We start from the raw sequence: 19841 nt of genomic DNA on the forward strand, positions 1-19841 counted from the left end.
ACAGCCTCGCGGCTGCTACGGATGACTTTGCAATGCGCGTGCCAGATTCCGGCTCAGAGGAGTCCACATTGATTCTGCTGGCTTTTTCGACCCAGCGGCTTGTGGCTGCAAGTGAATCAGTGCGGCTATCCGCATAGACTGAATTGTGCTTTGTGCGAAATCATGCACAAATGCGGCATGCTGCAACGTCCGGCCGCTGCCCTCGCCTTGACGCCCGAATTGCTCGCCAGACGGGCGCGACGCGCCTGGCTGCTGTTTGCGGCGGTGGCGCTAGTGATCGTTGCAGCGACACTCTACGGCGCCGGACTCTATGGTCGCTCGACCGAGATCGAGGCGCTGTCGGCGCAGGGTCGCACAGATGCCAATCTCAAGGTGGCGCTGCTCCGCGCGGTGCTGGAAAATCCGCGCGCGCTGCCGCTGCTCTTGTCCGAAGACCAGCAGGTGCATGACGCGCTGACTGAGCGCAGCCCCGCCTCGATCGATGTTCTCAACCGCAAGCTCGAAGGGCTGGTCTCCGGCACCAAGGCTTCGGTGCTCTACGTCACCGGCATCGACGGCTTCGCGATCGCTTCCAGTAACTGGCGCGAGCCGGTGAGCTTCGTCGGCAACGACTACGGTTTTCGGGCCTATTTCTCGGGGGCGATGCAGTCGGGCACGGCCGAGTATTTCGCGCTCGGCAATGTCAGCAAGCGGCCGGGCCTCTACATTTCGCGCCGTGTCGACGGCGCTTCGGGACCGCTCGGCGTCGTCGTGGTCAAAATGGAGTTCGACCAGCTCGAGGCCGACTGGCACGAGGCGAACCGCCCGGCCTATGTCAGCGACGAGCATGGCGTGGTGCTGATCACCAGCGTGCCGTCCTGGCGCTTCATGACGACGGCGCCGCTTGCCCAGCCGGTGCTTGCCGCCATCCGCGCCAGCCAGCAGTTCGGCGAAGCGCCGCTGGTGCCCTTGCCGATCACGAGGCCGCAACCGCTCAGCCCCGATGTCGCGCTGGTCCACGCGATCACGCCTGGCGGCAGCGACGCGGAATATCTGCGGCTGTCCACGGCCTTGCCATCGACGCCGTGGCGGCTCGACTATCTCGTTCCGGCCGAAGCGCCGATTGCTTCTGCCCAGCGCGAAATGCGGCTCTTGGCACTCGGCGTCATCGTTCCGTTGATCGCTTTAGCCGCCTATCTGTCGTGGCGCCGGCAGTCCGCCCAGATGCGGATCGCGGCCGAACAGGCGGCACGCGCCGAGCTCGAGCGCCGCGTCGTCGAGCGCACCCAGGACCTCAGCCTCGCGCGCGACCGGCTGCAAGCCGAGATCGCCGATCACCGCAGCACGGAGGCGAAGCTGCAGGTGATGCAGCAGGAGCTGGTGCAGGCGAACCGCCTTGCGACGCTTGGCCAGGTTGCCGCCGGCGTCGCGCATGAGATCAACCAGCCGGTGGCGACCATCCGCGCCTATGCCGACAATGCGCGCGTCTTCCTGGAGCGCCAGCAGACCGCGCCGGCCGAGGAGAATCTCGGCGCCATTGCCGCGCTAACGGAGCGCATCGGCTCGATCACCGAGGAATTGAAGGCGTTCGCCCGCAAAGGCCGCACGGCGGCTGAGCCGGTCGAACTGCGTGGCGTCATCGAAGGCGCCGTGGTGCTGCTCAGAAGCCGCTTTGCCGGCCGGCTGGACGCGCTGGCGATCACGCTGCCGCCGCCGTCGCTCAAGGTGATGGGCAACCGGCTGCGGTTGGAGCAGGTGCTGATCAACATGTTCCAGAACGCGCTGGAAGCGCTCGAGGGCCGCGACGACGCGCGGGTCGAAGTGTCCGCTTCCGAAACCGCCGACGGCGTTGCGCTGATCGTCTCCGACAACGGCCCTGGCATTCCCCCCGCGATCCTGAAATCGCTGTTCACACCGTTCAACACGTCGAAGGAAAGGGGGCTCGGGCTTGGCCTCGTCATCTCCAAGGATATCGTCGCCGACTATGGCGGGCGCATCGAGGTGTCGAGCAGCGAGCAGGGCACCCGCTTCACCGTCCATTTCTCGAAAGCTGGCGTGGCATCATGAACGGCAACCCGGTCATCCTGATCGACGACGACAGCGACTTGCTCAAGGCGACGCGGCAGACGCTGGAGCTCGCCGGCTTTGCTGTCTCAGCCTTTGCCTCGGCAAGCGAGGCACTCGCCGGCCTCGAGGCGAGCTTTGCCGGCGTCGTGGTGTCGGACATCCGCATGCCTGAGATGGACGGACTGCAGCTGTTCGACCGGGTGGTCGACCTCGACCCGGACATTCCGGTCATTCTCGTCACCGGACATGGCGACATCGCGATGGCCGTCAAAGCGATCAAGGACGGCGCCTACGACTTTATCACCAAGCCATTCGCCGCCGACCGGCTGGCGCAAAGTGTGTGGCGGGCGGCGGAAAAGCGGCGGCTGGTGATGGAAAACCGCGCCCTGCGCGAGGCGGCCGAGCAGGCGCAGGAGGGATTGCCGCTGATCGGCCAGACACCGGCGATGGAGCGGCTGCGCCGCACGCTTAGGCAAATCGCCGACACCGATGTCGACGTGCTGGTGACCGGCGAGACCGGCTCCGGCAAAGAGGTGGTGGCGAGCCTGCTGCATCGCTGGAGCCGCCGCGCCAAGGGCAATTTCGTGGCGCTCAACTGCGGCACGCTGCCCGAGACGGTGATCGAGAGCGAATTGTTCGGCCATGAGGCCGGCGCCTTCACCGGCGCGCAGAAGAAGCGCGTCGGCCGCATCGAGCATTCGAGCGGCGGCACGCTGTTCCTCGACGAGATCGAAAGCATGCCGGCCGCGACGCAGGTGCAGATGCTGCGCGTGCTGGAAATGCGCGAGGTGACGCCGCTCGGCACCAACGAGGTCCGGCCGGTCGACCTGCGCGTCGTCGCCGCCGCCAAGGTCGATCTCGGCGACGCGAGCCAGCGCGGTGCTTTCCGCGAGGACCTCTATTACCGGCTCAATGTGGTGACGCTCTCGATCCCGCCGCTGCGCGAGCGCCGGGACGACGTGCCGCTGCTGTTCGGCTATTTCGCCGAGCGCGCCGCGGCCCGCTTCCATCGCACGGTGCCCGCGGCGCCGGCCGCCGTCCAGCGCCATCTGAGAGAACATGACTGGCCCGGCAATGTCCGCGAACTCGCCCATTTCGCCGAGCGCTTCGTGCTCGGATTGGAGGAGATCGGCGGCAGCCCTTCCCCTGCGCCGGCCGATTCGGACGCCGCCATGCCGTTGCCGGAACGGCTGGAGCGCTACGAGGCCGAGATCATCCGCGAGACACTTGGTCGCAACGACGGCGATGTTCGGCGCACGATCGAGGCGCTCGGCATTCCGCGCAAGACCTTCTACGACAAGCTGCAGCGGCACGGCATCGTGCGCAGCGATTTTTCCAGATAGATCAATCTTGTGGAACCCGATCCGATCCCAGACCGTTGAGCCTGTCCAGGAAACCGTGGCACGTTGGCACCAGCCGGGCGGCGAACGCATGACCGCGACGGCGTTGCCGGTTGCCATTGGCAAGCGTTGATGGTTTGTTGCCGCTCAGCGGAGAACGAATGATGCGCGAAACCCTCGGTCAAGACGAATACGGCTCGGCCAGCCCCTTCGATCCGGACGATCTGCCGAATCTGAACGCGATGGGGCCGGCGATGGGCAGCGGCAACGATTTCGAGAAATACGCCGTTGCCGTCATCATCGTGTTCGGCGCGCTGATCATCGGCGGCCTGATGGCCGCCTCGATGACTTTCGGCCACCGCAACGGCTTCCTGTTCGCGCTCGGCGGCGCCACAGCCGCTTGGATATCGGGCAATGCGCTGCTGCTCGACCGGCCGCGCATCTACGCGCTGTTCGTCGGCATTGCAGCGGTGCTGCTGATCGGCTCGACCCTTACCCTGGTGATCTAGACAAACTTTAGTATCCGAGCGCCTCGCCCGAAGCGGCGCGGCTGTCGATGGCGCCGTTGTAGCGGGCGCCGCCGCCCTTCTCGATCTCAGCCAAGCTCTTGCCGCCGACCAGGATGCCGGCCGCCTGGCCCCAGGTCTGGTCGCCGAGATCGAGGTGATAGCCCATGCCGGCCAACAGCCTCTCGGTGTCCGGCGAGAGTCCGAACGGCTCGACATAGACGGTGTCCGGCAGCCACTGATGGTGGATGCGCGGCGCGTCGATCGCCTCCTGGATGTTCATGTCGTGGTCGATGACGTTGACGATCGCCTCCAGCGTGATGGTGATGATGCGTGAGCCGCCCGGGCTGCCGATGACCATGAACGGCTTGCCGTCCTTGGTGACCACGGTCGGGCTCATCGACGATAGAGGCGTCTTCTTCGGCTGGATGGCGTTGGCCTCGCCCTGGACCAGCCCGTAGAGGTTGGGCATGCCGGGCTTCTGGGTGAAATCGTCCATCTCGTTGTTGAGCAGGATGCCGGTGCCGTCGGCAACCACGCCGGCGCCGAACGAGCCGTTCAGTGTGTAAGTCACCGCCACCGCGTTGCCGTCCTTGTCGATGATCGAGTAGTGGGTGGTTTCCTTCGACTCGCCGAAACCCTTCGGCATCAGCTCCTTCGAGACGCCGGCGCGGAACGGGTCGATCCTGTCGCGAATGTCCTTGGCGTAGCCCTTGTCGAGCAGCTTCGAGACCGGATTGTCGACGAAATCAGGGTCGCCCAGCGCCGAGTTGCGGTCGACATAGGCATGGCGCATCGCTTCGACCATGACATGGACCGTCTCGGCCGAGCCGGCGCCGAGATAGGACAGCGGATAGCCTTCGAGCACGTTGAGGATCTCGCAGATGATGACGCCGCCCGAGCTCGGCGGCGGGGAGGAGATGATCTCGTAGCCGCGATAGGAGCAGGTGACGGGTTTCAGCTCGCGGACGGCATATTGCTCGAAATCGGCCTTGGCGAGGATGCCGCCCTTGGCGCCGCTTGCCTTGACGATGGCATCGGCAATCGGCCCCTTGTAAAAGGCGTCGGGCCCCTTTTCCGAGATCGCTGAAAGCGAGGCGGCGAGATCCGGCTGGGTGAGCCGCTCGCCGATGCCGTAGGGCTTGCCGTCAGGCTTGAGGAAGATCGCGGCCGCCGCCGGATCCTTCGCCAGCCGGTCGGCGCTGCCGGCAAATGAAGCGGCGTCGCCCTGGTCGAGGACGAAGCCGTCCCTGGCATAGGTAATGGCCGGCGCGATCAGATCCTGCCTGGACAAGGTGCCGTATTTTTCGCGCGCCATCTCGAAGCCCGCGACCGAGCCCGGCACGCCGACCGCGAGATAACCTTCGAGGCTGGCGCCCTTGATCGGCTTGCCGTCCTTGTCGAGATACATGGTCCTGGTCGCGGCAAGCGGCGCGCGCTCGCGAAAATCGAAGAAGGTCGAGCGGCCATCCTTCAAGCGGATGGTCATGAAACCGCCGCCGCCGATATTGCCGGCGTTGGGATAGACCACGGCCAGCGCATAACCGACCGCGACGGCCGCATCGACCGCATTGCCGCCCTTCTTCAGGACATCGACACCGACCTCTGTGGCGAGATGCTGTGCAGTCACCACCATGCCGTGCTCACCCTTGGAGGGAGCGGGCGAAGCGGCGAAGACGGCTGTCGATGGCGGGAAGGCAAAAGCGAACGAAAGGCTGACGGCGATCAGCGTCCGGCGGGTGAGATGCATGGCGGGGCTCCGGGCGGGGGGACGCCTAGGAAAGACCGTTGGGGTGGGTGAGTCCAGCCAATAGTGATGGTTGGCGATCCTTCACACCCCCTCTGTCCTGCCGGACATCTCCCCCGCAAAGGGGGAGATTGGATGTCACCGTCGCTTTCGCCAATCACCGACGTTGCAGGAACAGCGCCGTCGGCGGAACTGCTGATCTCCCCCCTTGCGGGGGAGATGTCCGGCAGGACAGAGGGGGGTGCTCAAGCACTGCCCTTGCCCGTCGGATCGACAGAAGAAGTTGACTACACAATCCCGCCGCCGCCGCTGGCGACCGCCGGCCGTTCCGCCGCGACCTTCGCCCGGTAGCCGTCCTCTCGATAGGCGGCGACGGGATCGATGGCGCCGCCGGTTCTCAACCGCGCCATGGCAAGGATCGGTTCGACATCGGTGCGGTAGGCCGCCTTCAAGGTCTGCGTCGCCATCAGCGCATCGTTTGCCTCCTGAAAGCCTTCCAGCGCCCTGCGGTCGACCAGCAGCGCCTGGACATAGGCGCGCTGCACCTCGACCGCCGACAGCATCAGGCTTTCGATCGGGTCGGTGACGTTATGGCTCTGGTCGAGCATATGCGCCGGGTCAAAACCCTTGGCGCCGGAAAGCTCGGCATCGACCAACTCGTTGAAGACCAGGAACAACCGGTAGGGATCGATCGAGCCGGCGTCGAGGTCGTCATCGCCATATTTGGAATCGTTGAAGTGGAAGCCGCCCAGCTTGCCGAACTGGATCAGCCGCGACACGATCATCTCGATGTTGACGTTGGGCGCGTGGTGGCCAAGATCGACCAGGCATAAGGCCTTGTCGCCGAGCTCCTTGGCGATGATGTAGTTGGTGCCCCAGTCCTGCACGACCGTCGAGTAGAAAGCAGGCTCATACATCTTGTGCTCGGTGAACAGACGCCAGTCGTCCGGCAGGCCGGCATAGATTTCGCGCATGGCGTCGAGATAGCGCTCGAAGGCCTTTGCGAAATTGACCTGGCCGGGGAAGTTCGAGCCGTCGCCGATCCACACAGTCAGCGCCTTGGAGCCGAGCGTTCTGCCGATCTCGATGCATTCGAGATTGTGCTCGACCGCCTGCCGGCGCGTGCCGGCATCGGCATGCGACAGCGAGCCGAACTTGTAGGAGAGCTTCTGGTCCTTGGCGTCCGAGAAGGTGTTGGAGTTCATGGCATCGAAGCCGAGGCCGAAGCGGGACGCGGCCTGCTTCAGCCGGTTCGGATCGGCCTTGTCCCACGGGATGTGCAGCGAGACGGTGGGCGTCGCCCGCGTCAGCTGGCTGATGACGGCGCAATCCTCGATCTTGTCGAAGATGTCGCGCGGCTCACCTGCACCGGGAAAGCGGGCGAAGCGCGTGCCGCCGGTGCCGACGCCCCAGGACGGGATCGCCACGCCGAATTTTTCGACCTTGTCGCGGATCGCATCGATGGCGATACCGCGCCGGTCGAGGCGCTCGCCGAGCGAGGCGTAGTCGCGCTCGAGGTCGGATTTGCGGGCCGCGTTATTCTTTTCGATGACGTCAGCCGAGATGATCAATTCGGACACTGCACTTCCTCCCAGTACTCGTTCGGCTGGCGCCGCCCCTCATCCGCCTGCCGGCACCTTCTCCCCGTAAACGGGGAGAAGGAACCTTACCGCGTAAAGCTCTGCGCGTTGCCGGCGTCGACATTGACGATGTTGCCGGTCGACTTGGCCGACATGTCGGAGGCGAAGAAGTAGATCGCTTCCGCAATATCTTCCGGGAACACCGAGCGCTTCAGCATCGAGCGCGAGCGGTAATGCTCCTCCAGATCGTCGGTCGACATCTTGTAGGCGGCGGCGCGCTGCTCCTTCCATTCGCCGGTCCAGATCTTGGAGCCGCGCAGCACGGCGTCCGGATTGACGACGTTGACCCTGATCTGCGCTTCCGCCCCCTCCAGTGCCAAACAGCGCGCGAGATGGATTTCCGCTGCCTTGGCGGTGCAATAGGCGGCGGCGTTGGGCGAAGCGGCGAGCCCGTTCTTGGAGGCGACGAAGACGACGTTGCCGCCGATCTTCTGGGCGCGGAACAGCCGGAAGGCCTCGCGCGAAACGAGGAAATAGCCGGTGGACAGGATGTCCATGTTCCGGTTCCACAGCGCCAGCGTCGTCTCCTCGATCGGCGCCGAGGAGGCGAGGCCGGCATTGGACACCAGAATGTCGATGCCGCCGAACTCGACTGAAGTTTCGGCGAAACCGGCAGTCACCTGGTCCTCGGACGTGACGTCGATCCGCACCGGGCGGACGAAGTCTTTTCCGAAGGCTTTCGATAGCTCCTCGTTGGCGCTGGCGAGCGCTGCCTCATCGATGTCAGCCAGAACCACACAGGCGCCCTCGCGCAGCAGCCGGTTAGCGGTGGCGCGGCCGATGCCGCCGGCGCCACCGGTGACCAGCGCGATCTGGCCGGCCAGCGCCTTCGGCTTCGGCAGGCGCTGGAGCTTTGCTTCCTCGAGCTGCCAGTATTCGATGTCGAAGGCTTCCTGCGCCGGCAGGCCGACATAGGACGAGACCGTCGAAGCGCCGCGCATGACGTTGATGGCGTTGACGTAGAATTCGCCGGAGATGCGCGCCGTCGCCTTGTCGCCGGAGAAAGTGAACATGCCGACGCCCGGCATCAGATAGACCACGGCGTTCGGATCGCGGATGGCGGGCGAGTCAGCGTGCTTGCAGCTGTCGTAGTAAGCCTGGTAGCCGACACGATAAGCGGCAATGTCGTCGGCAAGGCGCGCAATGACGGCATCGACGTCCGGGTTCTTCGGATCGAACTCGATCACCAGCGGCCGGATCTTGGTGCGCAGGAAATGATCGGGGCAAGACGTGCCCAGCGCCGCCAGCGGCCGCAGGTCCCTGGAGTTGACGAATTCGAGCACGGCCGGCTGGTCGTCGAAATGGCCGAGCTTGTGGCTCTTTTCCGAGATCAGGCCGCGGATCCGCGGCATCAGCTTCGCGGCAATGGCGCGGCGCGCCGGCGCGTCGAGCGATTGCACCACCGCGCCGCCGAAGATCGCCTTGCCTTCCGACTTGCGCTCGAACCAGTCGATCGCCTGGTTGATCACCGAGATCGTCGTCTCGTAGCATTCTTTCGGCGTGTCGCCCCAGGTGAACAGGCCATGGCTTTCGAGCACCACGCCCTTGGCGTCGGGGTTTTCGAGGCAGAATTTCTCCAGCCACAGGCCGAGCTCGAAGCCCGGCCGCTTCCAGGGCAGCCAGCCGATAGTATCGCCGAAGACCTCCTTCGTGATCGCCTTGGATTCCTTGGCGGCGGCAATGGCGATGATGGCGTCGGGATGCATGTGGTCGACGCAAGCCTTCGGCACGAAGGCGTGCAGCGGCGTGTCGATCGAAGCCGCGCGCGGATTGAGGTTGAAGGTGCAGTGGGGCAGATAACCCACCATCTCGTCCTCATGTGCGAGCCCGCGATAGAGGCCCTTCAGGGCGCGCAGCTTGTCCATGTAGAGAGTGGCGAAGCCGTCAAGTTTGATCGAGGCGCTGTCGCCGCCCGAGCCCTTGACCCACAGAACCTCGACATCCTCTCCGGTCAGCGGATCCTTCTGCCAGACCTTGGACGAGGTGTTGCCGCCGCCATAGTTGGTGACGCGCTTGTCGGAGCCTAGCGTGTTCGAGCGATAGACCAGGAGCTCGGGACCGCTCATCCCTTCGGCTTTTGCTTCGTCCCACAGATTGGCGAGGCGCGAGCCGGAGCGCTTGTCGAGCATAGGTATCCTCCCTTGGGACGCAAAAAGAAGCAGTCCATTTTGACTGGAATGTCTACGCAACAAGCGCTCTTGTCAATCATAAACGATCAAGTTCGATCATATTGCAGTGCACAATGAAATTATGTGATCGGAAATGATTGACACTGCGCGTTTTGAGTGCCTAGATGCTCGTGCAGGGGAGGAACCATGCACGAAAAAGAGCGCCACAGGATCATTCTGTCCGCCGTCCAGGAAAAGCCTGTGGTGACGGTGCAGGAGATGGTCGAGCTGACGGACTCCTCCGAGGCGACGATCCGGCGCGACATCGCGGCTCTCCATGTCCAGAAGCGCCTGCGGCGGGTGCGTGGCGGCGCCGAGGCGATCTCGCCGCCGCAGTTCATCGGCCTCGCCGGCCGGCCCTTCTCGGTCAACGAGACGCTGAACGCCGCGCAGAAGCGGGCGATCGCCCGCGAGGCAGTGAACCTGTGCAAGGACGGCGAACCGATCATCATCAACGGCGGCACCACCACCTTCCAGATGGTGCATTTCCTGACCGGCCGCCGCATGCCGATCTTCACCAATTCCTTCCCGATCGCCGAGCATCTGCTCAAGCATTCGAAGAACACGGTGATGCTGTCGGGCGGCACGATCTACCGCGAGCAGAACATCATCCTGTCGCCCTTCGACAATGATGTGACGCGCAATTTCTATGCGCGCCGCATGTTCATGGGCGCACAAGGGCTAGGCCCGCTGGGGCTGATGGAAGGCGACCCGCTGCTGATCCAGGCCGAGCAGAAGCTGATCGACCAGGCCGACGAACTGGTGGTGCTGGTCGATTCCTCGAAATTCCGCATGCGCTCCAGCCTGATCCTGTGCGGGCTGTCGCGCATCGCGACCGTGATCACCGACGACGGCATCGAGGACCGGGAGGCCAAGATGCTTGAAACAGCGGGCGTGGCGCTGGTCGTCGCCCGTAAACAGTCAAGCGAAAAGGAAGAATCTTCACTGCAGGCCTGAGGAGAAACTCGCGCCCGCAGCGGCGATGGAATGCAACGCTCAAGGGAGGATATTCGATGAGCTTTTTGAAGAAACTGCTGGTTACGGCGGCCTTTTCCGCCGCCATGTTCGTGAATGCCGCCTATGCCGAGAACGTCAAGATCGCGCTGGTGGTGAAGTCGCTCGGCAACGGCTTCTTCGACGCCGCCAACAAGGGCGCCGAGGAAGCGGCCAAGGAACTGGGCGATGTCGACGTCATCTACACCGGCCCGACCAAGGCGACGGCGGAAGCGCAGATCGAGGTGATCAACTCGCTGATCGCTCAGAAGGTCAACGCGATCGCGGTTTCGGCCAATGACGCCGACGCGCTGGTGCCGGTGCTGAAGAAGGCGATGGATCGCGGCATCACCGTGATCTCGTGGGACTCCGGCGTCGCCAAGGAAGGCCGCCAGCTCCACCTCAACCCGTCCGACACCAACCTGATCGGCGAGACCATCATCAAGCTCGCCGCCGACTACCTGCCGGAAGGCGGCGATGTCGCGATCCTGTCGGCCTCCTCGACCGCGACCAACCAGAACGCCTGGATCGAGGCGGCCAAGAAGGTGCTGCCGGAGAAGTTCCCGAAGATCAAGCTGGTCGCCACCGTCTATGGCGATGACGATTCGGCGAAGAGCACCGACGAAGCCAAGGGTCTTCTGAAGTCCTATCCGAACCTCAAGGCGATCATCGCGCCGACCACGGTGGGTGTTGTTGCGGCTGCCCAGGTGGTGACCGACGAGAACCTCATCGGCAAGGTCAACGTTACCGGGCTGGCGCTGCCGTCGGAGTTCAAGAAGTTCATCGACAACGGCGCCAGCCAGGCGGTGGCGCTGTGGAACCCGATCGATCTCGGCTACTCGGCGATCTACCTCGCCCACGACCTGGCGGTGAAGAAGGAGGAGGCAAAGCCCGGCGCCACGCTGTCGATCGGCCGCGTCGGCAAGGTGACGCTCGACGACACCAACTCGGCTGCGATGGCCCCGCCCTTCCAGTTCGACAAGACCAACATTGAGAAGTTCTCCAAGATCTATTGATCTGGGGAGCTTGCACCCTCCCCCTTGTGGGGAGGGTCGGCGAGGCGGTCTTGCGAAGCAAAACCGGCGAGACGGGGTGGGGGTGGCGACATCTCCATGCACCAGGACCTTAACTTAATATGCTAGACAACCCCCACCCCGCTCAAATTGTTCGCGACCCTCCCCACAAGGGGGAGGGTAAGGCGGCCCCTCGCCTGACGCTCTCAGGCATCTCCAAGAGTTTTCCGGGCGTGCGCGCGCTGCACAATGTCAGCCTGTCGCTCTATCCGGGACTGGTGACGGCGCTGATCGGCGAGAACGGCGCCGGCAAGTCGACGCTGGTCAAGATAATGACCGGCATCTACCAGCCCGACACGGGCGAAATCAGCATCGACGGACAGGCCACGACGCTTCCTAGCGCGCATGCCGCCTTCGGCCACGGCATCACCGCCATCCATCAGGAGACCGTGCTGTTCGACGATCTTTCCGTCGCAGAAAACATCTTCCTCGGCCATGCGCCGCGCACCCGCTTCGGCACCATCGACTGGCGCACGATGCGCAAGAATGCGCGCGAGGTGCTGGAGACGATGCGCGCCGGCCATATCGACGCCGACGTACGGCTGAAGGACCTCGGCATCGCCAACAAGCACCTTGTAGCCGTTGCCCGCGCGATGTCGATCGATGCGCGCATCGTCATCATGGACGAACCGACGGCGGCGCTTTCGATGAAGGAGATCGAGGAGCTTTTCCTGCTGATCGAATTCCTGAAGAGCGAAGGCAAGGCGGTGCTCTTCATCAGCCACAAGTTCGACGAGATCTACCGTATCGCCGACCGCTACACCGTCTTCCGCGACGGCGAGATGGTGGGCGAAGGCCTGCTGAAAGATACCGGCCAGAACGAGATCGTGCGCATGATGGTCGGCCGCAACGTCGACCACATCTTTCCGCAACGCGAGCCGAAGATCGGCGCGCCGGTGCTTGCCGTCTCCGGCCTGTCGCATCCGACCGAATTCGACGACATCGGCTTCGAATTGCGCAAGGGCGAGATCCTCGGCTTCTACGGCCTCGTCGGCGCCGGGCGCAGCGAGGTGATGCAGGCTATCGCCGGCATCACGCGCACCAGCAGAGGCGCCATCTCGCTGGACGGCAACGCAATCGCGCCGAAATCGGCGGCGGACTCCATCGAGGCCGGCATCGTCTACGTGCCGGAGGAGCGCGGCAAGCAGGGCGTGGTGATCGGCCTGCCGATCTTCCAGAACGTGTCGCTGCCTTCGCTCAAGAACACATCGAAGTCCGGCGTGCTCAGGCTTGCGGAAGAGTTCGCGCTCGCCCGCTCCTACACCGAGCGGCTGGACCTGCGCGCCTCCTCGCTCAGCCAGGATGTCGGCACGCTTTCCGGCGGCAACCAGCAGAAGGTGGTCATTGCCAAATGGCTGGCCACTACGCCGAAGGTCATCATCCTCGACGAGCCGACCAAGGGCATCGACATCGGCTCGAAGGCCGCCGTGCACGGCTTCATGGCCGAGCTGGTCGCGCAAGGCCTGTCGGTAATCATGGTTTCGTCCGAACTGCCGGAGATCCTCGGCATGTCGGACCGGGTCGTCGTCATGCGCGAAGGCCGTATCGCGGCCACCTACGACAACAAGGGCCTCGACGCCGAGACGCTGGTCAGGACCGCTGCGGGGATCGCGGCATGAAGAATTTCCTCAAATACCGCGAAATCTGGCTGCTTGCTGGCATCGTCGTGCTGATCGGGCTGATCTCCACCCGCTTCCCCGGCTTTGCCGATCCGGCCAATCTGCGCCAGGTGTTCAACGACACCTCGATCCTGATGATCCTGGCGCTGGGACAGATGGTGGTGATCCTGACGCGCTCGATCGACCTGTCGATGGCCTCCAATCTCTGCTTCACCGGCATGGTCGTCGCGATGCTCAACGCCGCCCATCCGGCAATCCCGATCCCGGTACTGATCGCGATTGCGCTGCTCGTCGGGCTGGTGCTCGGCGCGATCAACGGCTTCCTGGTGTGGCGACTGAACATCCCGTCGATCGTGGTGACGCTCGGCACCCTCACCATCTATCGCGGCGCCACCTTCGTCGTCTCCGGCGGCGCCTGGGTCAATGCCGACCAGATGAGCCCGGACTTCATCAACTTTCAGCGCGCCGCCTTCCTCGGCCTGCCGGTGCTGTCGTGGATCGCGCTTGCGGTGATCACGCTGTTCTTCCTCGCGATGACGCGCACGGCGCTCGGTCGCTCGATCCATGCCATCGGCGTCAACCCGACCGCGTCGGTCTATGCCGGCATCGATGTCGGCCGCACCAAATTCATCGTGTTCTGCATTTCCGGCATGATCGGCGGGCTCGCTGGTTATCTGTGGATCTCGCGCTACGTCATCGCCTCGGTCGAGGTCGCCAACGGCTATGAGCTCAACATCATTGCCGCCTGCGTCATCGGTGGCATCTCGATCGCCGGCGGCATCGGCTCGGTCGGCGGCGCGGTGCTCGGCGCGCTGTTCCTCGGCATCATCTCCAACGCGCTGCCGGTCATCAACATCTCGCCCTTCTGGCAGATGGCGATCTCGGGCAGCGCCATCATCCTGGCCGTGGTGCTCAACGCGCGCGGCGAGCGCCGGCAGGGCCGCATCATCCTGAGAAAGGCAGAAGCGGCATGACCGACACCCCTGCCCCGCGCCATATCCCCGACCGGCTCGACAAGCCGCTCTCGTCAGCGATCTTCTCGTGGGAGGCGCTGCTCGTCGTCATCGCGGTTCTCATCTTCGCGGTCAACAGCTTCGCCTCGCCCTATTTCCTCGACCCGTGGTCGTTGTCGGACCTGACGTTCAATTTCACCGAAAAGGGCCTGATCGCGCTTGCGATGGCGCTGCTGATCATCTCCGGCGAGATCGACCTTTCGGTCGCCGCGATCGTCGCGCTCGCCTCGACGATCATGGGGATGGCGGTGCAGGCCGGCGCCGGCACGCCGGTGCTGGTGGCGATCGGCATTGCCGTCGGGCTCGGCTGCGGCGCTTTCAACGGCCTGCTGGTCACCCGTCTCGGACTCCCTTCCATCGTCGTCACCATCGGCACGATGAGCCTGTTCCGCGGCATCGCCTTCATCATTCTCGGCGACCAGGCCTATAAGGGCTATCCGGCAAGCTTCGCCGTCTTCGGCCAGGGCTATGTCTGGTGGGTTTTCTCGTTCGAGCTGGCGCTGTTCTTGGTCGCGGCGCTCATCTACTGGTTCGTGCTCCACCGCACGAGCTTCGGCCGCAAGGTCTTTGCCATCGGCAATAACCCGGTCGCCTGCCAGTTCTCCGGCGTGCGCGTCGACCGCATCAAGTTCATCCTTTTCTGCCTGACCGGGCTGATGTCGGGCATCGCCTCGGTGCTGATCACCTCTCGGCTCGGCTCGACCAGACCGTCGATCGCGCAGGGCTATGAGCTCGAGGCGATCACCATGGTGGTGCTGGGCGGCGTCTCGATCCTCGGCGGCGCCGGCAGCATTCTGGGCGTCGTGCTTGCCGCCTTCATTATGGGGCTGGTGACGTTCGGCCTCGGCCTGCTCAACGTGCCGGGCATCGTCATGTCGATCTTCATCGGCTTGCTGCTGATCATCGTGATCGCGCTGCCGATCGTGTGGCGGCGGCTGCGCGAAGGACGCTTCGCCTGATGGAGAAATTTGCCTTCAAGATGAAGCTCAATCCCGGCATGAGGGCCGAATACAAGCGCCGCCATGACGAGATCTGGCCATCGCTGGTCGCGCTTTTGAAGCAGGCCGGCGTTTCTGATTATTCGATCCATCTCGACGAGGAGAGCAATATCCTGTTCGGCGTGCTGTGGCGGCGTGACGACCACGGCATGGCCGACCTGCCGAAACACCCGGTGATGCAGCGCTGGTGGGCGCATATGGCCGACCTCATGGAGACCAAGCCCGACAACGAGCCGGTGGCGGTGCCGCTGGAAACTGTGTTCCATATGGCATGATTGTCGCCGTCATCGATATCGGCAAGACCAATGCCAAGGTGGCGCTGGTCGATCTCGGTCACATGGTCGAGGTGACGCTGCGCCGCACGGCGAACGCGCCGGTGCGGCAGGCGCCCTACCCGCATCACGATGTCGAGGCGCTGTGGACTTTCATCCTCAACAGCCTCGCCGATCTCAACCGCGAACGCCGGATCGATGCGATCTCGATCACCACCCACGGCGCGACGGGCGCGCTGGTCGATCACTCAGGCGAACTGGCGCTGCCGGTGCTCGATTATGAATTCGACGGCCCCGACCAGCTTGCCGCTGACTATGAAGCGGTCCGTCCACCCTTTGCCGAAACCGGTACGCCGAGGCTGCCGATCGGCCTCAATCTCGGCGCGCAATTCTTCTGGCAGCAGAAGCGCTTTCCAGCGGAATTCGCCAGGGCCGCCGCGATGCTGATGTATCCGCAATACTGGGCGCTACGGCTGACCGGCGTCGCCGCCAACGAGGTGACGTCGCTCGGCTGCCACACCGATCTATGGAATCCCTGGACATCCGATTACTCGTCGTTGGTCGACAGGATGGGCTGGCGCCGGTTGATGGCGCCGGTGCGGCCGGCGAAAGACCGGCTCGGGCCGATCCTGCCCGCACTCGCAGCGCAAACCGGGCTCGACCCGCGGACGCCGGTGTTCTGCGGCCTGCACGATTCCAACGCCTCGCTGCTGCCGCATCTGTTGTCCGACGCACCGCCCTTCTGCGTCGTTTCGACCGGCACATGGGTGGTGACGATGGCGGTCGGCGGCAAAAAGGTTGAGCTCGACCCGGCGCGCGACACGCTGGTCAACGTCAACGCGCTCGGCGATCCCGTGCCATCGGCGCGCTTCATGGGCGGGCGCGAGTTCTCGCTGCTGACTGAGGGCCAATCGCAGGGCTGGAGCGAAGACGATGTCGCAGCCGTGCTGATGCGAAAGGCCTTGCTGCTGCCTTCCATGAAGCAAGGCTCCGGGCCCTTCCCGCACCGGGCTGCAGAGTGGCGCAACGCCGAGAGGTTGAGCGCCGGCCAGCGCTTCGCCGCCATCTCGTTCTATCTGGCCCTGATGACCGCGGCCTGCCTCGATCTGATCGGCGGCGACGGGCCGACGACCGTCGCAGGGCCTTTCGCGCAGAACCGGCTGTTCATCCGCATGCTGGCGGCAGCGACAGGCAGGCCGGTCGTTGCGTCGGAGACTTCGACGGGCACCAGCATCGGCGCGGCACTGCTGGCGTCGCGCGGCGCTACCGTGATGAGCAAGGGGGAACGGACCGAACCGCCGATCGATCTGAGTTGGCGCAACTATGCGAGGGCGTGGCAGCAAGCCGCCAAGGCGTAGCACTCCATCATGTCCGCGAACTGCCTGACAGGTCGGCGCCGCCCCTCATTGCCCTGCCGGGCATTTCTCCCCGTATAGTGACGGGGAGAAAAGACGCTGTCATCGACGGTTTCGCCAATTGTCTGCGTTGCAAAATGGATGCCGGCATTGCGGCCATCTCCCTTCTCCCCGTTCTACGGGGAGAAGGTGCCGGCAGGCGGATGAGGGGCAGCGCCGACGTCAATAATTGGAGGCACGTTAGGGTGCCGTCCCGTAGAGCAGCCCCTGCGGATCGATCTCCGGCTTGCGGCCGGCGACGACATCGGACAGGAATTTTCCCGAGCCGCAGGCCATGGTCCAGCCGAGATGGCCGTGGCCGGTGTCGAGATAGAGGTTGCGGTATTTCGCCCGGCCGAAGATAGGCACCGAATTCGGCATCATCGGCCTCAAGCCCGCCCATAGCACAGCCTTCTTCTCGTCGATGGCACCCGGGAAGAGGTCCTTGCCGGTGTCCAGGATGGTTCTGAAATCGCGCGGCTTGAACGTGCGATCGAAGCCGGTGAACTCGGCCGTCGAGGACATACGGATGCGGTTACCCAGCCTCGAATAGCCGATCAGCCGGTCCTCGTCGGCGCCGCCCATGGTCGGCCCCTTGCTCTCGTCCTCCAGCGGAATGGTCGCGGTGTAGCCTTTCACTGGGTAGACCGGCAGATCGATGCCGTAATGGCGGCCGAGCAGCCCGCTTTCCGGCCCCATGGAGATGACGACCGCATCAGCGGTGACCGGACCGGCGGAGGTCATCACCGCGCGCACCCTGTCGCCCTCGATGTCGAGGCCCTCAACCGTCGTGCCGAATAAGAACTTCACACCGAGCTTTTCGACCGCATAGGCGGCGAGCTTGTCGACGAATTGTTTGGAATCGCCGGTCTGGTCGATCGGCGAGTAGACGCCGCCGGCTATCTTGTCCTTGACGCCCGCGAGCCCGGGCTCCAGCTCGACCAGACGGTCGCGGCCGACGATCTCGATCGGCAGGCCGTGTTCGCCGAGATAGCGGTAGTTGTCGGTGCCGGTGTCGAGGCTTTTCTGCGAGCGGAAGAAGTAGAGGATGCCTTTCTTGCGCTCGTCGTAGTGGATGCCGGTCGTATCCGACAGCCCATTGATGCAGTCGCGCGAATAGAGCGCGAGCCTGAGCTTGACGTCGGTGTTGGCGCGAAGCCTTGCCACCGTGCATTCGCGCAGGAAGCGCAGGCTCCAGGCATAAAAATAGGGGTCGAGACGCAGCCTGACCTTGATGCCGAGGTCGTGGTTCCACAGCCCGCGCAGGAAGGTCTTCAGCGCCGCCGGCGAGGCCCAGGCGGTGGCGTCGCCCGGCGAGACCAGGCCGGCATTGGACTGGCTGGTGCCGCGCGCCGCCGCTTCATGGCGCTCAATCACCGTCACCTCATGGCCGTCGCTGGCCAGATAGTACGCCGCCGCCGTGCCAACCACGCCGGCCCCGAGCACCAGAACCTTCATGCCGCCCCCTTGAGGATCATGCCGGCGGTGCACGTCCGCGCACTGCCCCGAATGAGCCTCAATACCGCGTATGAGCGCGCCCTACGAGCCCTTGGCCCAACAGCTTGCTGTGCCTAGCTCCGCACAGAATTCTTGCCGGTCAGGATGCGCTCCCAAGCCAGCGCGTCCTTGACGATCTGGTCGAGGTCGTCGCGCTGCGGCGTCCAGCCGAACTCCTTGCGGGCAAGGTCGGAATCGGCGACCACGGCGGCGGCATCGCCTGGCCGGCGCTCGCCCATGCGGACGTCGAAATCATGGCCGAAGGCGCGACGCACGCTCTCGATCACTTCGAGCACCGAATAGCCGTGGCTGTAGCCGCAATTGGCGACGAGGCTCTCACCGCCGTCGCGCAGCCGCTGCAGCGCCAGCCGGTGCGCCGCCGCCAGATCGCTGACATGGATATAGTCGCGGATGCAGGTGCCGTCCGGCGTCGGATAGTCGTTGCCGAAGACCTGCATGAACGGCCGCTTGCCGAGCGCGGTCTCGCAGGCGACCTTGATCAGATGCGTGGCGCCGGGCGTCGACTGTCCGGTGCGACCCCTGGGATCGGCGCCGGCGACGTTGAAATAGCGCAGCGCCGTGTAGCGGATGTCATGCGCGATGGCCGCGTCGCGCAGCATCCATTCGCTCATCAGCTTGGAGAGGCCATAAGGCGATTCCGGCGCCAGCCGGGCATCCTCGCGCACCGGCTCCAGCCCGGCGCCGCCATAAACGGCGGCGGTGGACGAGAAGATGAAATGCTGCACCCCCTCACGCACGGCGGTTTCGATCAGCGTGCGGGTCTTGCAGGTGTTGTTCTCGTAGTAGCCGAGCGGATCGGAGACCGATTCCGGCACCACGATCGAGCCAGCGAAATGGATGATGGCATCGACCTTGTTCTCGCGGATGACCTGGCCGACCAGCGCGCGATCGGCGACGTCGCCGACGACAAGCTTCGCCTCGGGCGCCACCGCCCATTCGAAGCCGGTGGAAAGCCTGTCGAGCACGACGACGCTTTCGCCGGCGTCGAGAAGCTCCCAGACCATGTGGCTGCCGATATAACCGGCGCCGCCTGTCACCAAAACCGTCATCATCTACCTCGCTGATCAAGATTTTTCGGAAACTGTCTCAACAGCCACCGTACTGGAAACCCCGCCGCAAGCCCATTAAAGCGCGTCGAAATGGATACAACCGACGCGCTTTACGTTTTGTTTTGATGCATGTCGTTCCCCCAAAACCGCTGTGCACTTTTGGGCGATATGCATTAGCCTCCCTGAATGTTAAGTCCGTAACAGTTCCTCCCGTCTGAGGCATCGTACTGAAAAAAAACTGCATCAAACAGTCGGGAATAGGCCACGATCCGACATCGTTAGGAACAGGCCCGGGGCGTGGCATTTTGACCGGTGTGGCGCGGTGGACGTGGCATGGGCCTGTGACTATGATCCGCCGCAAAATTGGGAAGCCGACATGAATTACCAGCGGTTCTTCGAAGACGCGATCGACCAGCTCCATGCGGAGCGGCGCTACCGCGTTTTCGCCGACCTCGAGCGCATGGT

15 protein-coding genes are annotated in these 19841 nt (G+C 64.2%); 10 read left to right on the top strand and 5 right to left on the bottom strand.

Going from position 1 to position 19841, the window contains the following annotated elements; genetic code table 11:
* The first annotated feature begins 177 nt into the window (after positions 1–177).
* The 3 genes from RFM40_RS23780 to RFM40_RS23790 all read left to right on the top strand — a co-directional run bounded on the left by RFM40_RS23780 (position 178) and on the right by RFM40_RS23790 (position 3895).
* Positions 178–2046, top strand: a complete 1869-nt coding sequence (locus RFM40_RS23780) for a sensor histidine kinase (RefSeq protein ID WP_320228963.1) — start codon at positions 178–180, stop codon at positions 2044–2046.
* A complete protein-coding gene (locus RFM40_RS23785) occupies positions 2043–3389 on the top strand; it encodes a sigma-54-dependent transcriptional regulator (protein WP_320228962.1) in 1347 nt (448 codons plus the stop codon). The genes RFM40_RS23780 and RFM40_RS23785 overlap by 4 nt, the downstream gene beginning before the upstream one ends.
* Before the next feature lie 158 nt (positions 3390–3547).
* A complete protein-coding gene (locus tag RFM40_RS23790) occupies positions 3548–3895 on the top strand; it encodes a hypothetical protein (protein WP_320278339.1) in 348 nt (115 codons plus the stop codon).
* Between the two features lie 7 nt (positions 3896–3902).
* Here RFM40_RS23790 and ggt read toward each other — a convergent pair whose 3' ends face one another.
* The 3 genes from ggt to RFM40_RS23805 all read right to left on the bottom strand — a co-directional run bounded on the left by ggt (position 3903) and on the right by RFM40_RS23805 (position 9408).
* The gene (ggt, locus tag RFM40_RS23795) at positions 3903–5642 is read right to left on the bottom strand and encodes a gamma-glutamyltransferase (RefSeq protein WP_320278340.1); all 1740 of its coding nucleotides are present in this window, start codon (positions 5640–5642) and stop codon (positions 3903–3905) included.
* Between the two features lie 284 nt (positions 5643–5926).
* Positions 5927–7219: an L-rhamnose catabolism isomerase gene (rhaI, locus tag RFM40_RS23800; protein ID WP_320278341.1), complete on the bottom strand. Its 1293-nt coding sequence runs from the start codon at positions 7217–7219 to the stop codon at positions 5927–5929.
* 86 nt (positions 7220–7305) lie between these two features.
* Positions 7306–9408 carry a bifunctional rhamnulose-1-phosphate aldolase/short-chain dehydrogenase gene (locus RFM40_RS23805; protein WP_320278342.1) on the bottom strand — a complete coding sequence of 701 codons (2103 nt, stop codon included), beginning with the start codon at positions 9406–9408 and terminating at the stop codon, positions 7306–7308.
* A gap of 186 nt (positions 9409–9594) precedes the next feature.
* On the opposite strand from RFM40_RS23805, the gene RFM40_RS23810 reads away from it, so the two are divergent.
* The 7 genes from RFM40_RS23810 (at position 9595) to RFM40_RS23840 (ending at position 16773) form a co-directional block, all read left to right on the top strand.
* Positions 9595–10404: a DeoR/GlpR family DNA-binding transcription regulator gene (locus tag RFM40_RS23810; RefSeq protein ID WP_320228957.1), complete on the top strand. Its 810-nt coding sequence runs from the start codon at positions 9595–9597 to the stop codon at positions 10402–10404.
* Positions 10405–10460: 56 nt separating this feature from the next.
* Positions 10461–11456, top strand: a complete 996-nt coding sequence (rhaS, locus tag RFM40_RS23815) for a rhamnose ABC transporter substrate-binding protein (RefSeq protein ID WP_124996133.1) — start codon at positions 10461–10463, stop codon at positions 11454–11456.
* Between the two features lie 119 nt (positions 11457–11575).
* Entirely contained in the window at positions 11576–13132 is a 1557-nt protein-coding gene (locus tag RFM40_RS23820; RefSeq protein ID WP_320278343.1) for a sugar ABC transporter ATP-binding protein, read from the top strand.
* Positions 13129–14106 carry an ABC transporter permease gene (locus tag RFM40_RS23825; RefSeq protein WP_320228955.1) on the top strand — a complete coding sequence of 326 codons (978 nt, stop codon included), beginning with the start codon at positions 13129–13131 and terminating at the stop codon, positions 14104–14106. The genes RFM40_RS23820 and RFM40_RS23825 overlap by 4 nt, the downstream gene beginning before the upstream one ends.
* Complete coding sequence (locus RFM40_RS23830) at positions 14103–15104, top strand: ABC transporter permease (protein ID WP_320228954.1); 1002 nt, start codon at positions 14103–14105, stop codon at positions 15102–15104. The genes RFM40_RS23825 and RFM40_RS23830 overlap by 4 nt, the downstream gene beginning before the upstream one ends.
* Positions 15104–15418, top strand: coding sequence for an L-rhamnose mutarotase (rhaM, locus tag RFM40_RS23835; protein WP_320228953.1), 315 nt, complete (start codon positions 15104–15106; stop codon positions 15416–15418). The genes RFM40_RS23830 and rhaM overlap by 1 nt, the downstream gene beginning before the upstream one ends.
* Positions 15415–16773: an FGGY-family carbohydrate kinase gene (locus tag RFM40_RS23840; RefSeq protein ID WP_320278344.1), complete on the top strand. Its 1359-nt coding sequence runs from the start codon at positions 15415–15417 to the stop codon at positions 16771–16773. The genes rhaM and RFM40_RS23840 overlap by 4 nt, the downstream gene beginning before the upstream one ends.
* 237 nt (positions 16774–17010) lie before the next feature.
* Here RFM40_RS23840 and RFM40_RS23845 read toward each other — a convergent pair whose 3' ends face one another.
* Positions 17011–18267, bottom strand: coding sequence for a D-amino acid dehydrogenase (locus tag RFM40_RS23845; protein WP_320278345.1), 1257 nt, complete (start codon positions 18265–18267; stop codon positions 17011–17013).
* 113 nt (positions 18268–18380) lie between these two features.
* Positions 18381–19376 carry a UDP-glucose 4-epimerase GalE gene (gene galE, locus RFM40_RS23850; RefSeq protein ID WP_320230362.1) on the bottom strand — a complete coding sequence of 332 codons (996 nt, stop codon included), beginning with the start codon at positions 19374–19376 and terminating at the stop codon, positions 18381–18383.
* Positions 19377–19841: the final 465 nt, after the last annotated feature.

It is taken from the genome of Mesorhizobium captivum (assembly GCF_033977165.1).
In the GTDB taxonomy this organism is placed as follows: domain Bacteria; phylum Pseudomonadota; class Alphaproteobacteria; order Rhizobiales; family Rhizobiaceae; genus Mesorhizobium; species Mesorhizobium captivum.